The sequence below is a fragment of the Pseudomonas sp. TE6283 genome, assembly GCF_054060555.1.
In genome coordinates this window covers 32,735-52,046 of sequence record NZ_JBSSDH010000002.1, presented here as the reverse complement: position 1 = coordinate 52,046, position 19,312 = coordinate 32,735, and the positions used below count along the sequence as shown (strand labels likewise).

The window sequence follows — 19,312 nt, the reverse complement described above, 5'->3', positions numbered from 1 at the left end:
GCCCTCGTCGTTTCAGTCGTCGAGCGCGTTCAGGATGTCGCTGCGAGGTGTTGATTTCCTGTCGTCCACATCAACGGCAACGCCGCACAACTTGAGGGGCAGTTGTGATTTCAGAATGATGTGGCTGTCGAGCATCAGTGGTCGATAACGCATTGGTACATTGCAGTCCAATTTGTCGATTGGGCCGAACTTGATCAGGTAGCGTTTGAGATGGGGTTGGTCGTGCTGCCATTGGATCCTGACATGTCCGTCAGTCGTGCGTTCGCTTGAGTAACTCACCTGCGACACCTGCGCCGGAAGCACTTCGATCGGCAGGCTCAAGGCGTTGTTCATCAATGCGTGTGAAGGTCTTTGCTGTTGCGACCCGACGCCAATCACGCATAGGAAGTACCTACCTGGTGCGGTGCCGATCGGGTCATCGATCCGATTGGTTCCTGAAAGGACTGCACCACTATAATCCACAGGATCTTCACAGGCCCGCGCATCCTGCGTCGGCTTGTAGCGGTAGTAGCGAGTGTCGATGGTGAAGCCCACGCCCCATGTGGGGGGCTGCGTAGTCCCGTCATCGTTCGTCGCCAGCCTGCGCCAACGGCTTATGGGCTTTTCCTGCTTGAATTCGAACCCGGGCAGCAGGTCGCAGTTTTGCTGTTCCAGATCGACCTCTCCTGCGCGAAAGCATGCCTTTACTCGCTCCACCGGCATGGCGAAATTGACGGGTCCCCTACCCAGCTGACCGTCCCGATGGCCAGCGCAGGGGTTGTTCAGGCTGCACGGTAGGCTGTCTGATCTATTCTTGCGGCCACTGTTCACTACGCTGACAACCTGGCCATTGCTGCTGTCGATCACTGGGCTGCCCGAGGCACCCTCGCGCATGCCTGGGCAGTCATTGCTCCGGGCATTGCGCCATACCCAGGGATACTCGATGACAACCTCGGCAGCATGTTCCGTGCAGCTGCTCAGGCGTAGCCCTTGGTCGGGACGACTGGGTTCGCCGATCACCTGCACGTGGCTGCCTGTTGCCGGGCTTGGGCCGAGAAGTAGCGGCTGGATGCCCTCGGCCATGACCTGCTGCAGGCGGGCGTCGAGTTCGATCAGGGCCAGGTCACTACCCTGCATGCTGCTCCAGACAATGCGCTTGAATGGAAAGGTCTTGCGCTTTGCAGCGGTGTCCACGAAGTAGTTGAAGCTGATCGAACCTTCTAGTGCCTTGTCCTGGACGATAGTGCCGTTACGTTGGTCGACACAGTGTCCGCTGGTGATGACATATGCCGGACCGCTCGATGGCGTCGAAGGATCACGGCTGTCGACAAGCGTACCGATGCACTGCTTGCTATCGGGAAAGGACAGCCGCCCGATTCCGCTCCAGCGCGCATTCTCGCCTTGGGCATTATTGAGCGTCTTGGGTGTGGACAATGGGGTAACGGGCTGGCTGGCGAGCGCCTGGAGGGAAAGACCGGCCATGAGCACGGCAGGCCAATGGAGGGGGAGTATGGGCATTGAAGATTCTCCTTGTCGAAATGCCGGCTCTAATCTGGCCGGTCGTGAACAGGAGAAAGCGGTACTTAAGTTAGCCTGGCTCGGACTGCCTGTCGTTCCAGTTGCCCAGGAAGTTGCGCGCATGCTTGCCAGCACAAGCACGGCCAGGACTTGACGGTTTCAGCGATTACTGTAGCGGCCCTGCCGCCCATGGGCGGGCATGGCCTGGTTGCCACGTTCGCCGATCATCTGGTGCAAACCGATAAGCTCTATGCCCTGTCGCCTCAGCTGGGGTATTTCCCTTTGCAGTACCTCCAGGGTCTGCGGGTAGGGATGGCCGATCAGTACCGCCGAGCCCTGTCGGCGGGCCAGGGCGATACCTTGCTGCAACTGCTTGCTGATCGACTCGACGGTGCGCACGTCATCGAGGAATACATCCCGGGAGACATGGGCCAGGCCGGCAGTCTGCGCTTCGGCCGCAGCCACGGTGGCGGCGCTGGTACGGCTATCGACGAAGAACAGGTGGCGACGCTGCAGTTCCTCCATCAGCCAATGCATCGGCTCGCGCTGGGCGGTCATGCGGCTGCCCATATGGTTGTTGATACCCGTGACGTAAGGCACCTTGGCCAAGGCGGCGTCCAGTCGTCTGCCCAGCTCGTCGATTGGCGTGCCGGGGTGCCAGGCGTAGGGCCCGGTGGCCGGGTCCATGGGCATGTGCAGGATCACCGTCTTGCCAGCCTTGTGGGCCTGGCGAGCGAAGTCGGTGGCGTGCGGGGTGTCGGGCATGATCGCCATGGTCACCGGGCCGGGCAGGGCGAGGGTACGGCTGTCGCGTTCGCTGCTCTGGCCCAGGTCGTCGATGATGATGCTCATGTAGGCCTTGCCCGGCGCCGCCTGGGCGGTACCGAGCATGAGGCAGAACAGCGTAGACAGCAGCAAACGCATGGGAAGCGGTCAGTCGCCCTTGGTGATGTTCAGGCCCTTGAGCAGGCTCAGTGCCTGGCTCAGCTGGAAGTCGTTGTCCTGCGGGCGATCCTTGCGCTTGCTGCTGCCGCTCGGGCGGTCGGCGCCGCCGTTGCCGTTGCCCAGGTGGCCCTGCAGGTCGGCTTCCTTGAAGTTGTCGTTGTCGGCCTCGGCGGTGAGCTTGGCCGGACGCACCTCGATGTCCGGGACGATGCCCTGGGCCTGGATCGAGCGGCCGTTGGGGGTGAAGTACAGCGCGGTGGTGAGTTTGAGCGCACGGTCGTTGGCCAGCGGCAGCACGGTCTGCACCGAGCCCTTGCCGAAGCTGTCGGTGCCCATCAGCACGGCGCGTTTCTGGTCCTGCAGGGCACCGGCGACGATTTCCGAGGCCGAGGCGCTGCCGCCGTTGATCAGCACCACCAGCGGCACGCCTTCGCTGGCGTCGGCCGGGTCGGCGGAGTAGCGCAGCTCGGAGTTGGCGATGCGGCCCTTGGTGTAGACGATCAGGCCCTTGGTGAGGAAGTGGTCGGCCACTTCCACCGCCGACTGCAGCACGCCGCCGGGGTTGTTGCGCAGGTCGAGGACCACGCCGCGCAGCTTCTTGCCGTTGTCCTTGCGCAGCTTGGCCAGGGCCTTGCCCACCTCGTCGCCGGTCTTGACCTGGAACTGGGTGATGCGGATGTAGCCGTAGTCGTTCTCCAGCAGCTGGCTCTTGACGCTCTTGACCTGGATCACCGCGCGGGCCAGCGTCACGTCGAATGGCGTGCCACCGTCGCGCACCAGGGTCAGGGTAATCTTCTCGCCGATCTTGCCGCGCATCTTGTCCACGGCCTCGGTCATGGTCTGGCCGCGGGTCGGCGCGCCGTTGATCTTGACGATCAGGTCACCGGCCTCGATGCCGGCGCGGGATGCCGGGGTGTCGTCGATGGGCGAGACCACCTTGACGAAGCCGTCTTCCATGCCCACTTCGATGCCCAGGCCGCCGAACTCGCCGCTGGTGCTTTCCTGCAGCTCCTGGAAGTCCTCGGGGCCAAGGTAGGCCGAGTGCGGGTCGAGGTTGCTGAGCATGCCCTTGATGGCGTTCTCCAACAGGGTCTTGTCGTCGACAGGCTCCACATAGGCGGCCTTGATGCGATCCATGACCTCGGCGAAGGTGCGCAGTTCTTCCAGCGGCAGGGGCGCCTTGGCGGTCACCTCGGTGGCCGGCACCGCAGCCGGCTTGGCCGCTGGCTTGGCCGGCTCGGCAGCAACGGCCAGGGGCGCGCCGATGACCAGGGCGATGGTCAGGGCCAGCTGGGTGAGGCGAGGCGAGTGCAGCATGTCGAACGAACTCCTGATCCTGTTGGTGCTCCCGTCGGGAGCATCGGCGCCGCCGTTTCGTGGGCGGCGCCGTAAAAGTAGCATTATCTAGCCTCGGCACCATTGCGCGGGGTCGGTTGGCCGGCCCTGCTGGCGAATCGCGAAGTACAGGCCCGCGTTGTCCTGGCCACCGCTGTCGCCGACGGTGGAGATGGCATCGCCGGCCTTGACGATGTCGCCGGCGCTCTTGAGCAGGCTCTGGTTGTGGCCGTACAGGCTCAGGTAGCCATTGCCATGGTCGAGAATGACCAGAAGTCCAGCGCCGCGCAACCAGTCGGCGAACACCACGCGCCCGCCGTGCACGGCACGCACCTGGGTGCCGGCGCTGGCGCCGATCATCACCCCGTCCCACTTGGCCCGGGCGTCGCCGCCGCGGGTATCGCCGAAGCGTGCCAGCAATCGACCATTGACCGGCCATGGAAGTTTGCCCCGAGCCGCAGAAAAAGCGCCGCCGTAGCTGGCGCCATCGCTGGAAACCACCGGGCCGAGGGTGGTGCGGGCCTTTTTCGGGGCTTCTTCGGGCTCCTGGGTACGGGCCGCGGCCAGGGCCTGCTCCTTGCGGCGTTTCTCTTCTTCCTGTCTGGCCAGCAGGGCGCGCTGGCGCGCTTCTTCGGCCTCGCGGGCCTGGCGGGCCAGGGTTTGCTCGATGGTCTTGAGCACCTTGCCCAGGTCGGCCTGGTCCTGCTCGCGGCTCTGCAGCTTCTGGTCGCGCTCTTTCATGTCGCTGTTGAGCTTGGCCAGCACCTGCTGGCGCTTGTCGCGCTCGGCCACCAGCGCCTGACGGCGACCGTCGAGGTCGGCGCGTTGGGTCAGCAGCTGTTCCTGCTGGCGGGCGATGTCCTGCTCGACATTGGCCAACTGGCGCAGGGTCTCGTTGAAGGCGCGCAACTGCTCCATGCGTGCCTTGCTCAGGTAATCGTAATAGGTGAGGGTGCGGGCGAACTTCTCGGGGTTCTGCTGGTTCAGCAGCAGCTTGAGGTATTCCTCGCGGCCATTGTTCTGATAAGCGGAACGGGCCTGGATGGCAATCAGGCGTTGTTGTTCAACGCGGGCGCTCTGGAGTTTTTTTTTCTCGTGATCAAGGCGCTCCAGCTCGCCCTCGGTCTTTTTTAGTTCTTGCTGCAGTGCCTCCACCTGTTTCTCGAGGTTGCCGATGTCGGTCTCGGTGGACTTGAGGTCTTTCTGTACGCCGGCTTTCTCCTCCTGGAGCTTGCCCAGCATCTTCTTCAGCTCGGCGATGTCCTGGCGGGTGGCGTCCAGCTGCTGCTGGGTCTGCGCGCGCTCGTCGGCGAAGGCCGGGGTGAGCAGGCATGACAGGGCTAGTAAGAAGAGGGCGCGGAGCATGGGGTTTGGCGTACCGGGGATGGAGACTGGCCTAGTATGCCCTTGCGGGCCTGCAAAAAAAACGCCCCGCGGCTTGGGCGGCGGGGCGTTGGTCTGGAATCAGGGTATTTCGGGGCCACAAAGCGGCCCCAATACAACCCTCAAGTATCGATCAGGATCGAGGTCCCGGTCATTTCCGCCGGTTTTTCCAGCCCCAGCAGCTTGAGCATGGTCGGCGCCACATCGGCCAGCACGCCGCCTTCGCGGACCTTGACCTGACGCTTGCCGACATAGATGAACGGCACCGGCTCGGTGGTGTGGGCGGTGTGCGCCTGGCCGGTGCATTCGTCTTCCATCTGCTCGACGTTGCCGTGATCGGCGGTGATCAGCGCTTCGCCGCCGACCTTGTCCAGCGCCTCGACGATGCGACCGACGCAACCGTCCAGTGCTTCCACGGCCTTGACCGCCGCGTCGAATACGCCCGTGTGGCCGACCATGTCGCCGTTGGCGTAGTTGACCACGATCACGTCGTAACGCTGCTGCTCAATGGCCTCGACAATACGGTCGGTGACCTCGGGGGCGCTCATTTCTGGCTGCAGGTCATAGGTGGCGACCTTTGGCGATGGGATCAGGATGCGTTCTTCGCCTTCGAACGGCTCTTCGCGCCCGCCCGAGAAGAAGAAGGTGACATGGGCGTACTTCTCGGTCTCGGCAATGCGCAGTTGGGTCTTGCCGTTCTTGGCAAGGTATTCGCCGAGTACGTTGTTCAGGCTGGCCGGGGCAAACGCCGCTGGGGCCGGAATCTTCGCCGAGTACTGGGTCAGGCCGATGTAGGCCGCCAGTTTCGGCAGGCGGGCGCGAGGGAATTCGTTGAAATCGGCCTCGACGAACACACGCGACAGCTCGCGGGCACGGTCGGCGCGGAAGTTCATGAAGATCACCGCGTCGCCGTCCTCGACCTTCACGGCTTCGCCGATACGGGTGGCCTTGACGAACTCGTCGCTCTCGTCGCGGGCATAGGCGGCTTCGAGACCGGCCAGGGCGGTGTCGGCGGTATAGTCGGCGACGCTGTCGACGATCAGGTTGTAGGCGGCGCTCACTCGGTCCCAGCGGTTGTCGCGGTCCATGGCGTAGTAGCGGCCGATCAGGCTGGCAATGCGGCCCTTGCCCAGCTTGGCGAAGGTGGCGTCGAGCAGTTCGATCGACGACTGGGCGCTGCGCGGTGGAGTGTCGCGGCCATCGAGGAAGGCGTGCAGGTAGATCTTCTCGGCGCCACGCTGCGCGGCCAGCTCGGCCATGGCGACCAGGTGGTCCTGGTGGCTGTGCACGCCGCCGTCGGAGAGCAGGCCCAGGATATGCACGGCCTTGCCGGCACCGACGGCCTTGTCCACCGCGCCGCCGAGCACGGGGTTCTCGAAGAACTCGCCGTCACGGATGGCCTTGGTCACCCGGGTGAAGTCCTGGTACACCACGCGGCCGGCGCCGAGGTTCATGTGACCGACTTCGGAGTTGCCCATCTGCCCGTCGGGCAGCCCCACGTCCATGCCGGAGCCGGAGATCAGGCCATGCGGCTGGGTGGCGCGCAGGCGGTCGTAGACCGGCGTGTTGGCAGCGAAGATGGCGTTGTATTCGGGGCTTTCGCTGTGACCGAAGCCATCCAGGATGATCAGGACCAGGGGTTTAGGCGTACTCGTCATCAATCAAACTCACGGTTGTTCAAAGATGATAAAGACACGCATTTTAGGGCAAATCCGCCAGCGGCGGCGAATATTCCTCCCCTTGCCCGACAGGCGCGGTCGGGCATGCAACATGAAGACGCGTTTGCCGCCAGCCCAGTGGGCTTTGGCGGTCATGGGGCGCTGTGTATACTGGCCGCCATTTTCAATCGCCTGGAACACCCCTGATGGTTGCTCACCTGATTCAATTCGCGACAGATCACTACATCCTGGTGGCCATTTTCGTCGTCCTGCTGGTCCTGCTGCTGATCAACGAAGTCCGCCGTGGCGGCCAGAGCCTGAGCAACGGCCAGCTGACCGCCCTGGTCAACGCCGACAAGGCCGTGGTGATCGATATCCGTACCGCCAAGGAATACTCGGCCGGGCATATCGTCGGTGCGCTGAACATTCCCCAGGACAAAGTGGCCGGCCGCATGAGCGAGCTGGAAAAACACAAAGAGAAGACCCTGATCGTCGTCGACGCGATGGGCCAGCAGTCCGGCACCCTGTGCCGCGAGCTGCTCAAGGCTGGTTACACCGCCGCCAAGCTCAGCGGTGGCGTTTCCAGCTGGAAAGCCGATAACCTGCCCCTGGTGAAGTGATATGAAGCCCGTCATCGTCTATTCCAGCGACTACTGCCCCTACTGCATGCGCGCCAAGTACCTGCTCGAGAGCAAGGGCGTGGCGTTCGAGGAGATCAAGGTCGACGGCAAGCCCCAGGTTCGCGCCGAAATGAGCCAGAAGGCCGGCCGTACCTCGGTGCCGCAGATCTGGATCGGCAGCACGCACGTCGGTGGATGCGATGACCTCTATGCCCTGGAGCGCGCGGGCAAGCTCGACGCGCTGCTGGCGGCCTGATTCGCACTGCATTCAAGAACATTAGGAAAAGGATCTGCCATGACCGAGCAACAGACCAACGGCGCCACTGACGCCAACGCCCCACAATTTTCCCTGCAGCGCATCTACGTGCGCGATCTGTCGTTCGAGGCCCCGAAAAGCCCGCAGATCTTCCGCCAGCAGTGGGAGCCGAGCGTCTCGCTGGACCTGAACACCCGTCAGAAAGCCCTGGAAGGCGACTTCCACGAAGTCGTGCTGACCCTGTCGGTGACCGTCAAGAACGGCGACGAAGTGGCCTTCATCGCCGAAGTGCAGCAGGCCGGCATCTTCCTGATTGCCAATCTGGACGCGGCCTCGATGAGCCACACCCTCGGTGCGTTCTGCCCGAACATCCTGTTCCCGTACGCCCGCGAGACCCTGGACAGCCTGGTGACCCGTGGCTCGTTCCCGGCGCTGATGCTGTCGCCGGTCAACTTCGACGCCCTGTACGCGCAAGAAATGCAGCGCATGCAGGAAGCCGGTGAAGTGCCGACCGTGCAGTAATCGCTGTAACAAGAAAGGGCGACTTCGGTCGCCCTTTTTTGTTCGTCTTTTAGCAAGGCTTAGCTTCGTGGGAGCGGCGGTGCGCCGATGCGACTTGCCCCGCGATAGGCCCTTTCAGGCAAACCCCTGCTGCCGCCACGCCTCGTACACCGTCACCGCCACGGTATTGGACAGGTTCAGGCTCCGGCACCCCGGCCGCATCGGCAGGCGCAGGCGCTGCTCGGGGGCCAGGCTGTCCAGTACCTCGGCCGGCAGGCCACGGCTTTCAGGCCCGAACAGGAACGCATCGCCAGGCTGGTACTCGACCTCATGGAACGGGTGCGAACCCTTGGTGGTGAAGGCGAACAGCCGCGGCTGATTCAGGCTTTCCAGGCATTCGGCCAGGCTTTGGTGACGCTTGAGCGTGGCATACTCGTGGTAGTCCAGCCCTGCCCGGCGCAGGCGCTTGTCGTCCAGTTCGAAGCCGATTGGCTCGATCAGGTGCAGGTCGCAGCCGCTGTTGGCGCACAGGCGGATGATGTTGCCGGTATTCGGCGGAATTTCTGGTTGAAAAAGGATGACGTGAAACATGCACGGCTCCAGGCATGAAGATGACGGGCATTCTACCCCCGAACCCGACCTGCGTTCGAAGGCCTTCCCGCGGGTGATCCTGTCGCTGGCGATTGTCGGGCTGATGGTCGGCATGATGATCGGGCGCCTGACCACCCCGGAGGAACGGATGCTCGAGCAGGTGCAGGTGGTGCAGGATGGCCTGGACCTGTGGTTCAACGAAGAGCCTAAATTGCATGGCGAGAACGTCCAGGGCACCGTGGCCATCGTGTTCGAGGCCCAGGGCAAGACCCAGCGTGGCCAACTGAGCCTGCAAGGCAAGCCTGTGGGTTGGCGCTTGCAGAAGAGCGAGGAGGGGCTGGTATTGACCGTGGTGGCCGCCCGCCCCCTGCGCGGTGAATGGAGCGCGACAGAGGACGCGGGGCGCTGGCGGGTGCAGGTGAGGCTGCACGAATAAAAGAGGGGATTTCCCGGCCTGCCTGTACCGAGGTCCCCAAAACTGAAGGTGCTGGTTACTTAGCAGGGAGCGTGCCAGGTCTAGTACGCCCGGGAATGCGGTGTTTTGGCCATTTTTCTAGGGTTTTTGAGGGCAAATTTGCCTTATGGCGGTGCATTAGGCACTGCATCGGTGCAGGGGCAAGCGATTACTTGTATTTGTCAGGTGCTGGGGGCGAATGTTTTCCAAGGCCTGCGCATGACCAGCCAGGTGCACCTGGCATTTCTGCTAGGTTCATAGTCCGCACCGCTTTGGTATGTTTCATACCGACTCTCAAAGGTGGGGTGGCGCAATGGCTACGCAAATGCTGCTGGCGACCGACTGGTCAAGAAGCGCTTTACAGTCTCTGGTATCCGATCAACGGAAAACTACCTGCTATACACCCTACGGTTGGCGCCCAGGGCGTGATGAAAATACCAAGACGGGGTTTACTGGTCAGATATGTGAGCCAGAGCTGAGTTGGTATCTGTTGGGTAATGGTCATCGTGGATACAACCCGGCGCTGATGCGATTTTCCTCCCCTGACCATTTGAGTCCATTTGGCAAAGGTGGGGTTAATGCGTACATGTATTGCCATGGTGATCCGGTTAACTATATTGATCCCAAAGGTAGCTATCTGGAAGCGATTAAGTTAATGGCTGGGACGATCTTTGGTCCGAAGGTAGTTGATCATGGCATGGCGTTGGTCAACATGGGTAATTACACTTGGAATAGGCGGCAAGCAATTAAAGCTGGTGTGGATGAAGCAAGGCTTCCAATGCCCACCTCAAAAAGGGACGCCGTTGCCGCTGGGGCGGGGGTGGTGCTGGGCTTAGTTGGTCTTGGAATTGCGCAGAAAAATATTGCGAAGGTCGCGAGTGGCTCTGGAGGGGGAGTTACCGATATCGCTAGCCTCAATGTGAACGGGGAGCATCTGGATCCAGGTCTGACTGAGTACGCTGGATTTGAAGAGGTAGCTGAAATGACGCTTCTTTTCTCCAATGCGGCGATAAATGAGGTGGCAGGAGGGTTAAGATACAATTATTCGGACCGAATCAAACAGGTGGCCTGGGAGGTTGATAAGCTTAATCAACAAGTCAGGGTTCCTATGGTGGAAGCTGTAGTTACTCCCGCTAATTAAATAAATGTTTACTCATGAGTGGCAGGTGAGATATTGGTGAAGCGCTGCTTAAGATCCGGATGAGCGCTACAGTTTAGCAAGGCATTCATGAGGGCCAAGCCTGGCCCTCATTTCTCAATGCATAGTCCTCATCTATCCATCAATACTTCGTATGATCAGTGCTCTTCCCCCTCATCCTCATCCCCGCCATCCACCTTCATCCCCAACTCCTTGATCTTGCGCGTCAAGGTATTACGCCCCCACCCCAGCAACAACGCCGCATCACGACGACGCCCGGCCGTATGCTTGAGCGCGGTCTCGATCATGATCCGCTCGAAACTGGGCACGGCGCTGTCGAGCAGGCTCGACTGGCCACGGGCCAGGGCTTGATCAGCCCACTGGCGCAGGGCCTGCTCCCAGTTGGTCACCGGCGCGGCGTCCTGGGGCAGGTTGAGCAGCTCCGGCGGCAGGTCGCCGACCAGCACTTCGCGGCTGGAGGCCATCACGGTGATCCAGCGGCAGGTGTTCTCCAACTGGCGTACGTTGCCCGGCCACGGCAGGTTGCGGATGAACTCCTCGGTCTCCGGCTTGAGCAGCTTGGGTTCCACCGCCAGCTCCTGGGCGGCGCGGCCGAGGAAGTGGCGGGCCAGGGCCGGGATGTCCTCGCGTCGATCCGCCAGGCGCGGGATATGGATACGGATCACGTTGAGGCGGTGGAACAGGTCTTCACGGAACTTGCCTGCCTGCACCAGCGACTCGAGGTTCTGGTGGGTGGCGGCGATGATGCGCACATCCACCTTTACCGGCACATGGCCGCCGACCCGGTAGAACTCGCCATCGGCCAGCACCCGCAGCAGGCGGGTCTGGGTGTCGGCGGGCATGTCGCCGATCTCGTCGAGGAACAGCGTGCCGCCGTCGGCCTGCTCGAAACGCCCACGACGCAGGTTGGCGGCGCCGGTAAAGGCGCCTTTTTCATGGCCGAACAGTTCGGACTCCATCAGGTCCTTGGGGATCGCCGCCATGTTCAGGGCGATGAACGGCGACGCCGCTCGCGGGCTGTGGCGGTGCAGGGCGTGGGCCACCAGCTCCTTGCCCGTGCCGGACTCACCGTTGATCAGCACGGTGATGTTGGAGTGGCTGAGGCGACCGATGGCGCGGAACACCTCCTGCATCGCCGGCGCCTCGCCGATGATCTCGGGCGTGCGGGCCAGCGCCTGGGGCACTTCCAGGGCTTGCTGCTCCTGGGCATGCTGGTTGGCGCGCTTGACCAGCGACACCGCCTCGTCGACATCGAACGGCTTGGGCAGGTACTCGAAGGCGCCCCCCTGGTACGAGGCCACGGCGCTGTCCAGGTCGGAGTGGGCGGTCATGATGATCACCGGCAGCCCCGGGTGCTGCTCGCGGATCTGGGCGAGCAGGTCGAGGCCGCTGGCGCCGGGCATGCGGATGTCAGAGATGATCACGTCCGGCTGCTGGCGGGCCAGGCGGCCCATGACGCCGTCGGCGCTGTCGAAGCTCTGGGTGGTCATGCCTTCCTGCTGCAGGGCCTTTTCCAGGACCCAGCGGATGGAACGATCATCATCGACGATCCAGACGGTTTCACTTCGGCTCATGGGGCAGTGGCTCCTTGTTCCAGGGGCAGGTAGATCGAGAAGGTGGTGTGGCCGGGATGGCTCTCGCACTCGATCAGGCCCTGGTGCTGGCTGATGATGTTCTGGGTGATGGCCAGGCCCAGCCCGGTACCGTCCGGGCGGCCGCTGACCATGGGATAGAAGAGGGTGTCCTGCAGTTCCGTGGGGATGCCGGGGCCGTTGTCGACGATCTCGATCCGGGCGACCAGGCGGTGGCGCACATGGCCGATGGTGAACTGGCGCACGGCGCGGCTGCGCAAGGTGATGCGGCCCAGGCGCAGCTCGTTCTGCCCGCCGATGGCCTGCATGGCGTTGCGCACGATGTTGAGCACGGCCTGGATCATCTGCTCGCGGTCGATCAGTACGTCCGGCAGGCTAGGGTCGTAGTCGCGCACCAAGGTGATGCAGCCCTGGCTCTCGGCCTCGACCAGGCTGCACACGCGCTCGAGCACTTCGTGGATGTTGGTCATGGCCAGCGACGGCAGCTTGTTCGAGCCAAGCATGCGGTCGACCAGGTTACGCAGGCGGTCGGCTTCCTCGATGATCACGTTGGTGTAGTCGCGCAGGCTTTCTTCCGGCAGTTCACGGGCCAGCAACTGGGCCGCGCCACGGATGCCGCCGAGAGGGTTCTTGATCTCGTGGGCCAGGCCGCGCACCAGCATCTTGGTGGTCTCCTGCTTGCTCAGCTGGGCCTCTTCCTTGGTGATGCGCAACAGCCGATCGCGTGGGTGCACCTCCAGCAACAGCAGGGTCTGGCCCAGGTGCAGGATGGGCGTGACGGCATAGTCGACGGTGATGGTCTGTCCGGTCAGCGAGGTCAGCTGCGCTTCACGCTTGGTGAACGGGTGCGCCTGCTCCACCGCCTGGCGCAACGAATTGAGCGCCTCGGTCGATTCGGTGAACAGCTCGCTAATGAACTGCCCGTGGCTGCGCTGGCCGCTGACGGCCAGAAGCATTTCCGCGGCCGGGTTCATGTACTCCAGGCGCAGTTCAGAATTGAGCAACAGCGTGGCCGTGGTCAGGTTGTCCAGAAGCAGACGGTGCTGTGCATCGCTGATGGTCATAAGGCGTCGTTGACCTCTTTTGGCACAGTGGCGCCCAAGGGCTCAGGCCTGGGGCGCGCACGGAAGAGTGCTGGATGCAGTGAAAATGCAAGAACCAAACCAAGGCTCCGAAAAGAAGCGGAAATTCCGGATAAAGACTCGGAAATGCGCGAATTCGAGCCAGAAAGCCTTGGTTTATCGATTCTTGTGACCCAAATTGGGATACATGATGGGGCGGATCGCGCAATCATGCACCAATATGGAGCATAGGGCGGTCAGCGCAATTTGCACAGCTGGGCGCTGGCGCGAACCAGGGCGAGGTGGCGCGTGGTGTCCTGGGCGCGTTGCTGCAGGGCGTCGGCCAAGTGGTTGGCGCAATTGGCCGGCGGGGTCTGGTCAAAGCGGGCGAGGGCGCTCAGCAGCTGTTCCTGCAGCAGATCCAGTTCCGGGCGCACGTCGTTGGCCAGGTCGCGGCGTGGCAGGGCTGGCGCTTGACGGGCGCGATGCCAGGTGTCGAGCAGGTGGTACTGCAGGAGCTTGTTGGCTTCGATCTGGTCGGCAAAAAAGGCCTCGGCGCGGGCGGGGTCCAGATGGTGGGCGATGGCGGCCTGGCGTGCACTGGCCAGTACCTGCCGCTCGCGGGCGCTGGCCTGCACCGGTTGCTGGTGATCCCACTTGTGCAGGGCGACCGCTTCGGCCAGGTCCAGGCGCCGGTCAATGGTGGCAAGCAACTGATCCAGGGTTGGGGTGACGCTCGGTGAGGTGGCGCAGCCGGATAGGGCGAAGCAGCAGGTCAGGGCGAGGGTGGTGGCACGCATGGCGATCTCCTTGGGAATGAAGCCTTGAGTGTCGCCTTTGGCTGTGCGGCGGCTAATAGGTGTTGTCCGATGATGAGGGTATGAAAAAGAAACGGCCTCCCGAGGGAGGCCGTCCTGATGTCATCGACGCGGGGCGCCGATCATATCAGCAGCTGTAGTACAGCTCGTATTCCAGCGGGTGCACGAAGGTGCGGACCTTGATCTCTTCTTCGCTCTTCAGCTCGATGAAGGCATCGATGAAGTCGTCGGAGAACACGCCGCCCTTGGTCAGGAACGCACGGCCCTTGTCCAGCTCTTCCAGGGCTTCCTTCAGGCTGCCGCACACTTGCGGGATGTCTTTCGCCTCTTCAGGCGGCAGGTCGTACAGGTTCTTGTCGGCGGCATCGCCTGGGTGGATCTTGTTCTGGATGCCGTCCAGGCCTGCCATCAGCAGGGCCGCGAAGGCCAGGTATGGGTTGGCCGACGGGTCCGGGAAGCGTGCTTCGATACGGCGGGCTTTCGGGCTGCCGACGTACGGAATACGGATCGAGGCGGAACGGTTGCGAGCCGAGTAGGCCAGCATTACCGGGGCTTCGAAACCTGGGACCAGACGCTTGTAGGAGTTGGTCGAAGGGTTGGTGAAGCCGTTCAGGGCCTTGCCGTGCTTGATGATGCCGCCGATGAAGTACAGGGCGGTATCGGACAGGCCGGCATAGCCTTCGCCGGAGAAGGTGTTCTTGCCGTCTTTCCAGATCGACATGTGCACGTGCATGCCCGAGCCGTTGTCGCCGTACAGAGGCTTGGGCATGAAGGTGGCGGTACGGCCGTAGGCGTCGGCAACGTTGTGCACGACGTACTTCAGGGCCTGCACTTCGTCAGCTTTCTTGACCAGGGTGTTGAACTTGACGCCGATCTCGTTCTGGCCGGCGGTCGCCACTTCGTGGTGGTGAACTTCGACGGTCTGGCCCATTTCTTCCAGGGCGTTGCACATGGCGGTGCGGATTTCGTGGTCGTGGTCGAACGGCGGAACCGGGAAGTAGCCGCCTTTCACGCCTGGACGGTGGCCCTTGTTGCCACCTTCGACGTCAGCGCCGGTCATCCACGAGCCTTGCTCGGAGAAGATCTTGAACATCGAGCCGGAGATGTCCGACTGGAACTTCACCTCGTCGAAGATGAAGAACTCAGGCTCTGGGCCGGCGAACACGGTGTCACCGATGCCGGTGCTCTTCAGGTACTCTTCGGCGCGCTTGGCGATGCCGCGCGGGTCGCGATCGTAGCCCTGCATGCTCGACGGATCGACGATATCGCAGGTGATGATCAGGGTCGGCTCTTCGGTGAACGGGTCCAGCACGGCGGTTTCGTCGACCGGCATCAGGATCATGTCGGAGGCTTCGATGCCTTTCCAGCCAGCGATGGAGGAACCGTCGAACATCTTGCCGACTTCGAAGAAGTCTTCGTCCAGGCCATCGCGCGCCGGCATGGTCACGTGATGCTGAATGCCCTTGGTGTCCGTGAAACGCAGATCAATCCACTTGACGTCATGATCTTTGATGAGTTGAACCGACTTCGACATGTTGTCCTCCGGATGGTCTAGGGCGCAGTTGGCCGCTGCCCTGGAAAAAGGGTGTCGCTGGGCGCGGATAGTCGGCCAAGCGTACCTGCCTCACAAGGGAGCAAATTGCATGCCAGTGCCCAAAAATGGCGAGCGTGGGATAAAAGGGGGCGTTGGCGGGCATTTCATGGAGATGTGGAGTGTAGGCTTGCACTCATAAGATGCGTTTTTGGGTGCTTCTGCACCATTATGGTGCTCTTGTGCCGGCGCGGGCCTTATCGCAGGGCAAGTCCGCTCCCACGCAGCAGGCCGACGAGGGGTGGTGCGGCCAACATAAATCGCACCTTCTGTACAAAAGTTGCTCAAACCTTGAGCGATTTCCGCTATAATTCGCGCCCCCTATTTTCGGCAGGCCCTGCGCGCGCTGTTAAACCAATGAAACTTATCGTCAAAGTCTTCCCTGAGATCACCATCAAGAGCCGGCCGGTGCGCAAGCGCTTCATCCGCCAGCTCGCCAAGAACATCCGCAACGTGCTCAAGGACCTTGATCCTGAGCTCGCGGTTGACGGTGTCTGGGATAATCTCGAGGTGGTCACCCGCGTCGAGGACGAGAAGATTCAGCGCGAGATGATCGAGCGCCTGTCCTGCACCCCGGGTATCACCCACTTCCTGCAGGTCGAGGAATACCCGCTGGGCGACTTCGACGACATTGTCGCCAAGTGCAAGCACCACTTTGGCCATCTGCTGGCCGGCAAGTACTTCGCCGTGCGCTGCAAGCGCGGCGGCCACCACGACTTCACCTCGATGGACGTCGACCGCTACGTCGGCAGCCAGTTGCGCCAGCAGTGCGGCGCTGCCGGCATCGAGCTGAAGAAGCCCGAAGTGCTGGTGCGCATCGAGATCCGCGACCAGCGCCTGTACGTGATCCACAATCAGCACAACGGCATCGGTGGTTATCCGCTGGGCGCCCTGGAACAGACCCTGGTGCTGATGTCCGGTGGCTTCGACTCCACCGTGGCGGCCTACCAGATGATGCGTCGCGGCCTGATGACGCACTTCTGCTTCTTCAACCTCGGTGGCCGCGCCCACGAACTGGGCGTGATGGAAGTGGCCCACTTCCTGTGGAAGAAGTACGGCAGCAGCCAGCGCGTGCTGTTCATCAGCGTGCCGTTCGAGGAAGTGGTCGGCGAAATCCTCAACAAGGTCGACAACAGCTACATGGGTGTCACGCTAAAGCGCATGATGCTGCGTGCTGCTGCTCGCATGGCCGACCGCCTGCAGATCGATGCCCTGGTCACCGGCGAGGCGATTTCCCAGGTCTCCAGCCAGACGTTGCCGAACCTGTCGATTATCGATTCGGCCACCGACAAGCTGGTGCTGCGCCCGCTGTTGGCCAGCCATAAGCAGGACATCATCGACCAGGCCACCGAGATCGGCACCGCCGATTTCGCCAAGCACATGCCCGAGTACTGCGGCGTGATCTCGGTGAACCCGACCACCCATGCCAAGCGTCACCGCATGGAGCACGAAGAGAAGCAGTTCGAGATGGAAGTGCTGGAACGTGCCCTGGAGCGCGCCAAGTTCATTTCCATCGACCACGTGATCGATGAACTGGGCAAGGACATCGAAGTCGAGGAAGTGGCCGAGGCGCTGCCCGGTCAGATCGTCATCGACATTCGTCACCCTGATGCCCAGGAAGACGAACCCCTGGCGCTGGAAGGTATCGAGGTCCAGGCCATGCCGTTCTACGCGATCAACAGCAAGTTCAAGCACCTGGACCCTACGCGCCAGTACCTGCTGTATTGCGACAAGGGTGTGATGAGCCGTCTGCACGCACACCACCTGCTCAGTGAGGGACATGCCAATGTGCGTGTTTATCGTCCGACATAAGACGCCAGGGCTGTATGGCGGCAGCATCCGCCATCGCCCTCCCGACCACCGGGCCCGCTGAGCCGCAAACCGTACATATTGGCCGCCTACACTGGGCGGCAACCGAATCCTCTGATCGAGATACAGTTGTGATCGAAAATCTGCGTAACATCGCCATCATCGCCCACGTTGACCATGGTAAAACCACCCTGGTCGACAAACTCCTGCGCCAGTCCGGCACCCTGGAGCGTAACGAGCTCAACGACGAGCGCGTCATGGACTCCAACGACCAGGAAAAAGAGCGCGGCATTACCATCCTGGCGAAGAACACCGCCATCAACTGGAACGGCTACCACATCAACATCGTCGACACCCCCGGCCACGCCGACTTCGGTGGTGAGGTCGAGCGTGTAATGTCGATGGTCGACTCCGTGCTGCTGCTGGTCGACGCCCAGGACGGCCCGATGCCGCAAACCCGCTTCGTGACCAAGAAGGCCTTCGAAGCCGGTCTGAAGCCGATCGTCGTGATCAACAAGGTCGACCGTCCGGGCGCGCGTCCTGACTGGGTTCTGGACCAGATCTTCGACCTGTTCGACAACCTCGGTGCTACCGACGAGCAGCTGGACTTCAAGGTTGTCTACGCCTCGGCCCTGAACGGCATCGCCGGCCTGGACCACACCGAAATGGGTGAGGACATGACCGCGCTGTACCAGTCGATCGTCGACAACGTACCCGCACCGTCTGTTGACCGTGACGGCCCGTTCCAGATGCAGATCTCCGCACTGGACTACAACAGCTTCCTCGGTGTTATCGGCGTTGGCCGCATCGCCCGTGGTCGCGTCAAGCCGAACACCCCGGTTGTTGCCATCGACACCGAAGGCAAGAAGCGCAACGGTCGTATCCTCAAGCTGATGGGCCACCACGGCCTGCACCGCGTCGACGTCGAAGAAGCCCAGGCTGGCGACATCGTCTGCATCAGCGGTTTCGACGAGCTGTTCATCTCCGACACCCTGTGCGCCCCGGATACCGTCGAAGCGATGAAGCCGCTGACCGTTGACGAGCCAACCGTTTCGATGACCTTCCAGGTCAACGACTCGCCGTTCTGCGGTAAAGAAGGCAAGTTCGTCACCAGCCGTAACATCAAGGACCGCCTGGACAAAGAGCTGCTGTACAACGTTGCCCTGCGCGTTCAGGAAACCGATTCCCCTGACAAGTTCAAGGTATCGGGCCGTGGCGAGCTGCACCTGTCGGTACTGATCGAAACCATGCGTCGTGAAGGCTTCGAGATGGCCGTGGGCCGTCCTGAAGTGATCATCCGCGAGGTCGACGGCGTCAAGCAGGAGCCGTTCGAGAACGTCACCATCGACATCCCTGAAGAATCCCAGGGCAAGGTCATGGAAGAGATGGGCCTGCGTAAAGGCGACCTGACCAACATGGTTCCGGATGGCAAGGGCCGTGTTCGCCTGGAATACAACATCCCAGCCCGTGGCCTGATCGGTTTCCGTAACCAGTTCCTGACCCTGACCAACGGTGCAGGCATCCTGACCTCGATCTTCGATCGCTACGACACCATGAAGTCGGGCCAGATGTCCGGCCGCCTGAACGGTGTCCTGGTTTCGGTCGAGACCGGCAAGGCCCTGACCTACTCGCTGGAAACCCTGCAGGCTCGCGGCAAGCTGTTCGTTGAACACGGCCAGGAGATCTACAACGGTCAGATCATCGGCCTGAACAGCCGTGACAACGACCTGGGCGTGAACCCGACCAAAGGCAAGAAGCTCGACAACATGCGTGCTTCGGGCAAGGACGAAGTCATCGCCCTGGTTCCGCCGGTTCGCCACACTCTGGAACAGGCCCTGGAATTCATCCAGGACGACGAGCTGTGCGAAGTGACGCCGAAGTCGATCCGTCTGCGCAAGAAGATCCTCGACGAAGGCGAGCGTACCCGCGCTGCCAAGAAAGCCAAGAACTGAGTCATTAGTTCAGGCTGAATGAAAACGCCCCCGGTCGAAAGGCCGGGGGCGTTTTTGTTTGCCTTGAGAAATTGGGGCCGCTTTGCAGCC

Annotated in this window: 17 protein-coding genes; 7 read left to right on the top strand and 10 right to left on the bottom strand. The window is 62.1% G+C overall.

The genetic code is table 11. From position 1 onward, the window contains the following. Positions 1 to 12: 12 nt before the first annotated feature. The 5 genes from ACVWZ5_RS03825 to gpmI all read right to left on the bottom strand — a co-directional run bounded on the left by ACVWZ5_RS03825 (position 13) and on the right by gpmI (position 6,818). Positions 13 to 1,497, bottom strand: a complete 1,485-nt coding sequence (locus tag ACVWZ5_RS03825) for a trypsin-like serine peptidase (protein ID WP_172402401.1) — start codon at positions 1,495 to 1,497, stop codon at positions 13 to 15. Between the two features lie 159 nt (positions 1,498 to 1,656). Beyond that, a complete protein-coding gene (locus ACVWZ5_RS03820) occupies positions 1,657 to 2,421 on the bottom strand; it encodes a divergent polysaccharide deacetylase family protein (protein WP_301143238.1) in 765 nt (254 codons plus the stop codon). A 9-nt stretch (positions 2,422 to 2,430) separates the two neighbouring features. Then, entirely contained in the window at positions 2,431 to 3,759 is a 1,329-nt protein-coding gene (locus ACVWZ5_RS03815; RefSeq protein WP_062572581.1) for a S41 family peptidase, read from the bottom strand. A gap of 87 nt (positions 3,760 to 3,846) precedes the next feature. Beyond that, on the bottom strand, positions 3,847 to 5,142 hold the full coding sequence (locus ACVWZ5_RS03810; RefSeq protein ID WP_084941996.1) for a murein hydrolase activator EnvC family protein: 1,296 nt from the start codon (positions 5,140 to 5,142) through the stop codon (positions 3,847 to 3,849). A gap of 140 nt (positions 5,143 to 5,282) precedes the next feature. Then, positions 5,283 to 6,818: a 2,3-bisphosphoglycerate-independent phosphoglycerate mutase gene (gene gpmI, locus ACVWZ5_RS03805; protein ID WP_084941995.1), complete on the bottom strand. Its 1,536-nt coding sequence runs from the start codon at positions 6,816 to 6,818 to the stop codon at positions 5,283 to 5,285. Positions 6,819 to 7,024: 206 nt separating this feature from the next. Between gpmI and ACVWZ5_RS03800 the strand changes: the two genes are divergently transcribed. The 3 genes from ACVWZ5_RS03800 to secB are packed head-to-tail and all read left to right on the top strand — an operon-like array spanning position 7,025 to position 8,216. Continuing rightward, a complete protein-coding gene (locus ACVWZ5_RS03800; protein WP_028688411.1) occupies positions 7,025 to 7,438 on the top strand; it encodes a rhodanese-like domain-containing protein in 414 nt (137 codons plus the stop codon). A 1-nt stretch (position 7,439) separates the two neighbouring features. Further along, positions 7,440 to 7,694 carry a glutaredoxin 3 gene (gene grxC, locus ACVWZ5_RS03795; protein ID WP_003249204.1) on the top strand — a complete coding sequence of 85 codons (255 nt, stop codon included), beginning with the start codon at positions 7,440 to 7,442 and terminating at the stop codon, positions 7,692 to 7,694. Positions 7,695 to 7,733: 39 nt separating this feature from the next. Continuing rightward, on the top strand, positions 7,734 to 8,216 hold the full coding sequence (gene secB, locus ACVWZ5_RS03790; RefSeq protein WP_011531802.1) for a protein-export chaperone SecB: 483 nt from the start codon (positions 7,734 to 7,736) through the stop codon (positions 8,214 to 8,216). Positions 8,217 to 8,330: 114 nt separating this feature from the next. On the opposite strand, the gene trmL is transcribed toward secB, so the two are convergent. Further along, on the bottom strand, positions 8,331 to 8,786 hold the full coding sequence (gene trmL / locus ACVWZ5_RS03785; RefSeq protein ID WP_028688410.1) for a tRNA (uridine(34)/cytosine(34)/5-carboxymethylaminomethyluridine(34)-2'-O)-methyltransferase TrmL: 456 nt from the start codon (positions 8,784 to 8,786) through the stop codon (positions 8,331 to 8,333). On the opposite strand from trmL, the gene ACVWZ5_RS03780 reads away from it, so the two are divergent. After that, the gene (locus ACVWZ5_RS03780) at positions 8,785 to 9,222 is read left to right on the top strand and encodes a hypothetical protein (protein WP_457340421.1); all 438 of its coding nucleotides are present in this window, start codon (positions 8,785 to 8,787) and stop codon (positions 9,220 to 9,222) included. The two genes, trmL and ACVWZ5_RS03780, sit on opposite strands and share 2 nt — an antisense overlap. Before the next feature lie 331 nt (positions 9,223 to 9,553). Next, positions 9,554 to 10,381: an RHS repeat-associated core domain-containing protein gene (locus ACVWZ5_RS03775; protein ID WP_457340420.1), complete on the top strand. Its 828-nt coding sequence runs from the start codon at positions 9,554 to 9,556 to the stop codon at positions 10,379 to 10,381. Between the two features lie 155 nt (positions 10,382 to 10,536). Here ACVWZ5_RS03775 and ntrC read toward each other — a convergent pair whose 3' ends face one another. The 4 genes from ntrC to glnA form a co-directional block, all read right to left on the bottom strand. Then, positions 10,537 to 11,973, bottom strand: coding sequence for a nitrogen regulation protein NR(I) (gene ntrC, locus ACVWZ5_RS03770; protein WP_062572586.1), 1,437 nt, complete (start codon positions 11,971 to 11,973; stop codon positions 10,537 to 10,539). Beyond that, complete coding sequence (glnL, locus tag ACVWZ5_RS03765; protein ID WP_062362614.1) at positions 11,970 to 13,055, bottom strand: nitrogen regulation protein NR(II); 1,086 nt, start codon at positions 13,053 to 13,055, stop codon at positions 11,970 to 11,972. The genes ntrC and glnL overlap by 4 nt, the downstream gene beginning before the upstream one ends. 254 nt (positions 13,056 to 13,309) lie before the next feature. Continuing rightward, positions 13,310 to 13,852, bottom strand: coding sequence for a chorismate mutase (locus ACVWZ5_RS03760; protein ID WP_457340419.1), 543 nt, complete (start codon positions 13,850 to 13,852; stop codon positions 13,310 to 13,312). 145 nt (positions 13,853 to 13,997) lie between these two features. Further along, complete coding sequence (gene glnA / locus ACVWZ5_RS03755) at positions 13,998 to 15,404, bottom strand: type I glutamate--ammonia ligase (RefSeq protein ID WP_028688405.1); 1,407 nt, start codon at positions 15,402 to 15,404, stop codon at positions 13,998 to 14,000. A 414-nt stretch (positions 15,405 to 15,818) separates the two neighbouring features. Here glnA and thiI point away from each other — a divergent pair, with 414 nt between their 5' ends. Further along, on the top strand, positions 15,819 to 17,273 hold the full coding sequence (gene thiI / locus ACVWZ5_RS03750) for a tRNA uracil 4-sulfurtransferase ThiI (RefSeq protein ID WP_062572589.1): 1,455 nt from the start codon (positions 15,819 to 15,821) through the stop codon (positions 17,271 to 17,273). Between the two features lie 128 nt (positions 17,274 to 17,401). Continuing rightward, the gene (gene typA / locus ACVWZ5_RS03745) at positions 17,402 to 19,222 is read left to right on the top strand and encodes a translational GTPase TypA (RefSeq protein WP_028688403.1); all 1,821 of its coding nucleotides are present in this window, start codon (positions 17,402 to 17,404) and stop codon (positions 19,220 to 19,222) included. Positions 19,223 to 19,312 lie beyond the last annotated feature (90 nt).

Coding starts and splice junctions, on each gene's coding strand:
- ACVWZ5_RS03825 (WP_172402401.1), bottom strand. CDS start 1,497: ATGCCCATACTCCCCCTCCATTGGCCTGCCGTGCTCATGGCCGGTCTT.
- ACVWZ5_RS03820 (WP_301143238.1), bottom strand. CDS start 2,421: ATGCGTTTGCTGCTGTCTACGCTGTTCTGCCTCATGCTCGGTACCGCC.
- ACVWZ5_RS03815 (WP_062572581.1), bottom strand. CDS start 3,759: ATGCTGCACTCGCCTCGCCTCACCCAGCTGGCCCTGACCATCGCCCTG.
- ACVWZ5_RS03810 (WP_084941996.1), bottom strand. CDS start 5,142: ATGCTCCGCGCCCTCTTCTTACTAGCCCTGTCATGCCTGCTCACCCCG.
- gpmI (WP_084941995.1), bottom strand. CDS start 6,818: ATGACGAGTACGCCTAAACCCCTGGTCCTGATCATCCTGGATGGCTTC.
- ACVWZ5_RS03800 (WP_028688411.1), top strand. CDS start 7,025: ATGGTTGCTCACCTGATTCAATTCGCGACAGATCACTACATCCTGGTG.
- grxC (WP_003249204.1), top strand. CDS start 7,440: ATGAAGCCCGTCATCGTCTATTCCAGCGACTACTGCCCCTACTGCATG.
- secB (WP_011531802.1), top strand. CDS start 7,734: ATGACCGAGCAACAGACCAACGGCGCCACTGACGCCAACGCCCCACAA.
- ACVWZ5_RS03780 (WP_457340421.1), top strand. CDS start 8,785: ATGCACGGCTCCAGGCATGAAGATGACGGGCATTCTACCCCCGAACCC.
- trmL (WP_028688410.1), bottom strand. CDS start 8,786: ATGTTTCACGTCATCCTTTTTCAACCAGAAATTCCGCCGAATACCGGC.
- ACVWZ5_RS03775 (WP_457340420.1), top strand. CDS start 9,554: ATGGCTACGCAAATGCTGCTGGCGACCGACTGGTCAAGAAGCGCTTTA.
- ntrC (WP_062572586.1), bottom strand. CDS start 11,973: ATGAGCCGAAGTGAAACCGTCTGGATCGTCGATGATGATCGTTCCATC.
- glnL (WP_062362614.1), bottom strand. CDS start 13,055: ATGACCATCAGCGATGCACAGCACCGTCTGCTTCTGGACAACCTGACC.
- ACVWZ5_RS03760 (WP_457340419.1), bottom strand. CDS start 13,852: ATGCGTGCCACCACCCTCGCCCTGACCTGCTGCTTCGCCCTATCCGGC.
- glnA (WP_028688405.1), bottom strand. CDS start 15,404: ATGTCGAAGTCGGTTCAACTCATCAAAGATCATGACGTCAAGTGGATT.
- thiI (WP_062572589.1), top strand. CDS start 15,819: ATGAAACTTATCGTCAAAGTCTTCCCTGAGATCACCATCAAGAGCCGG.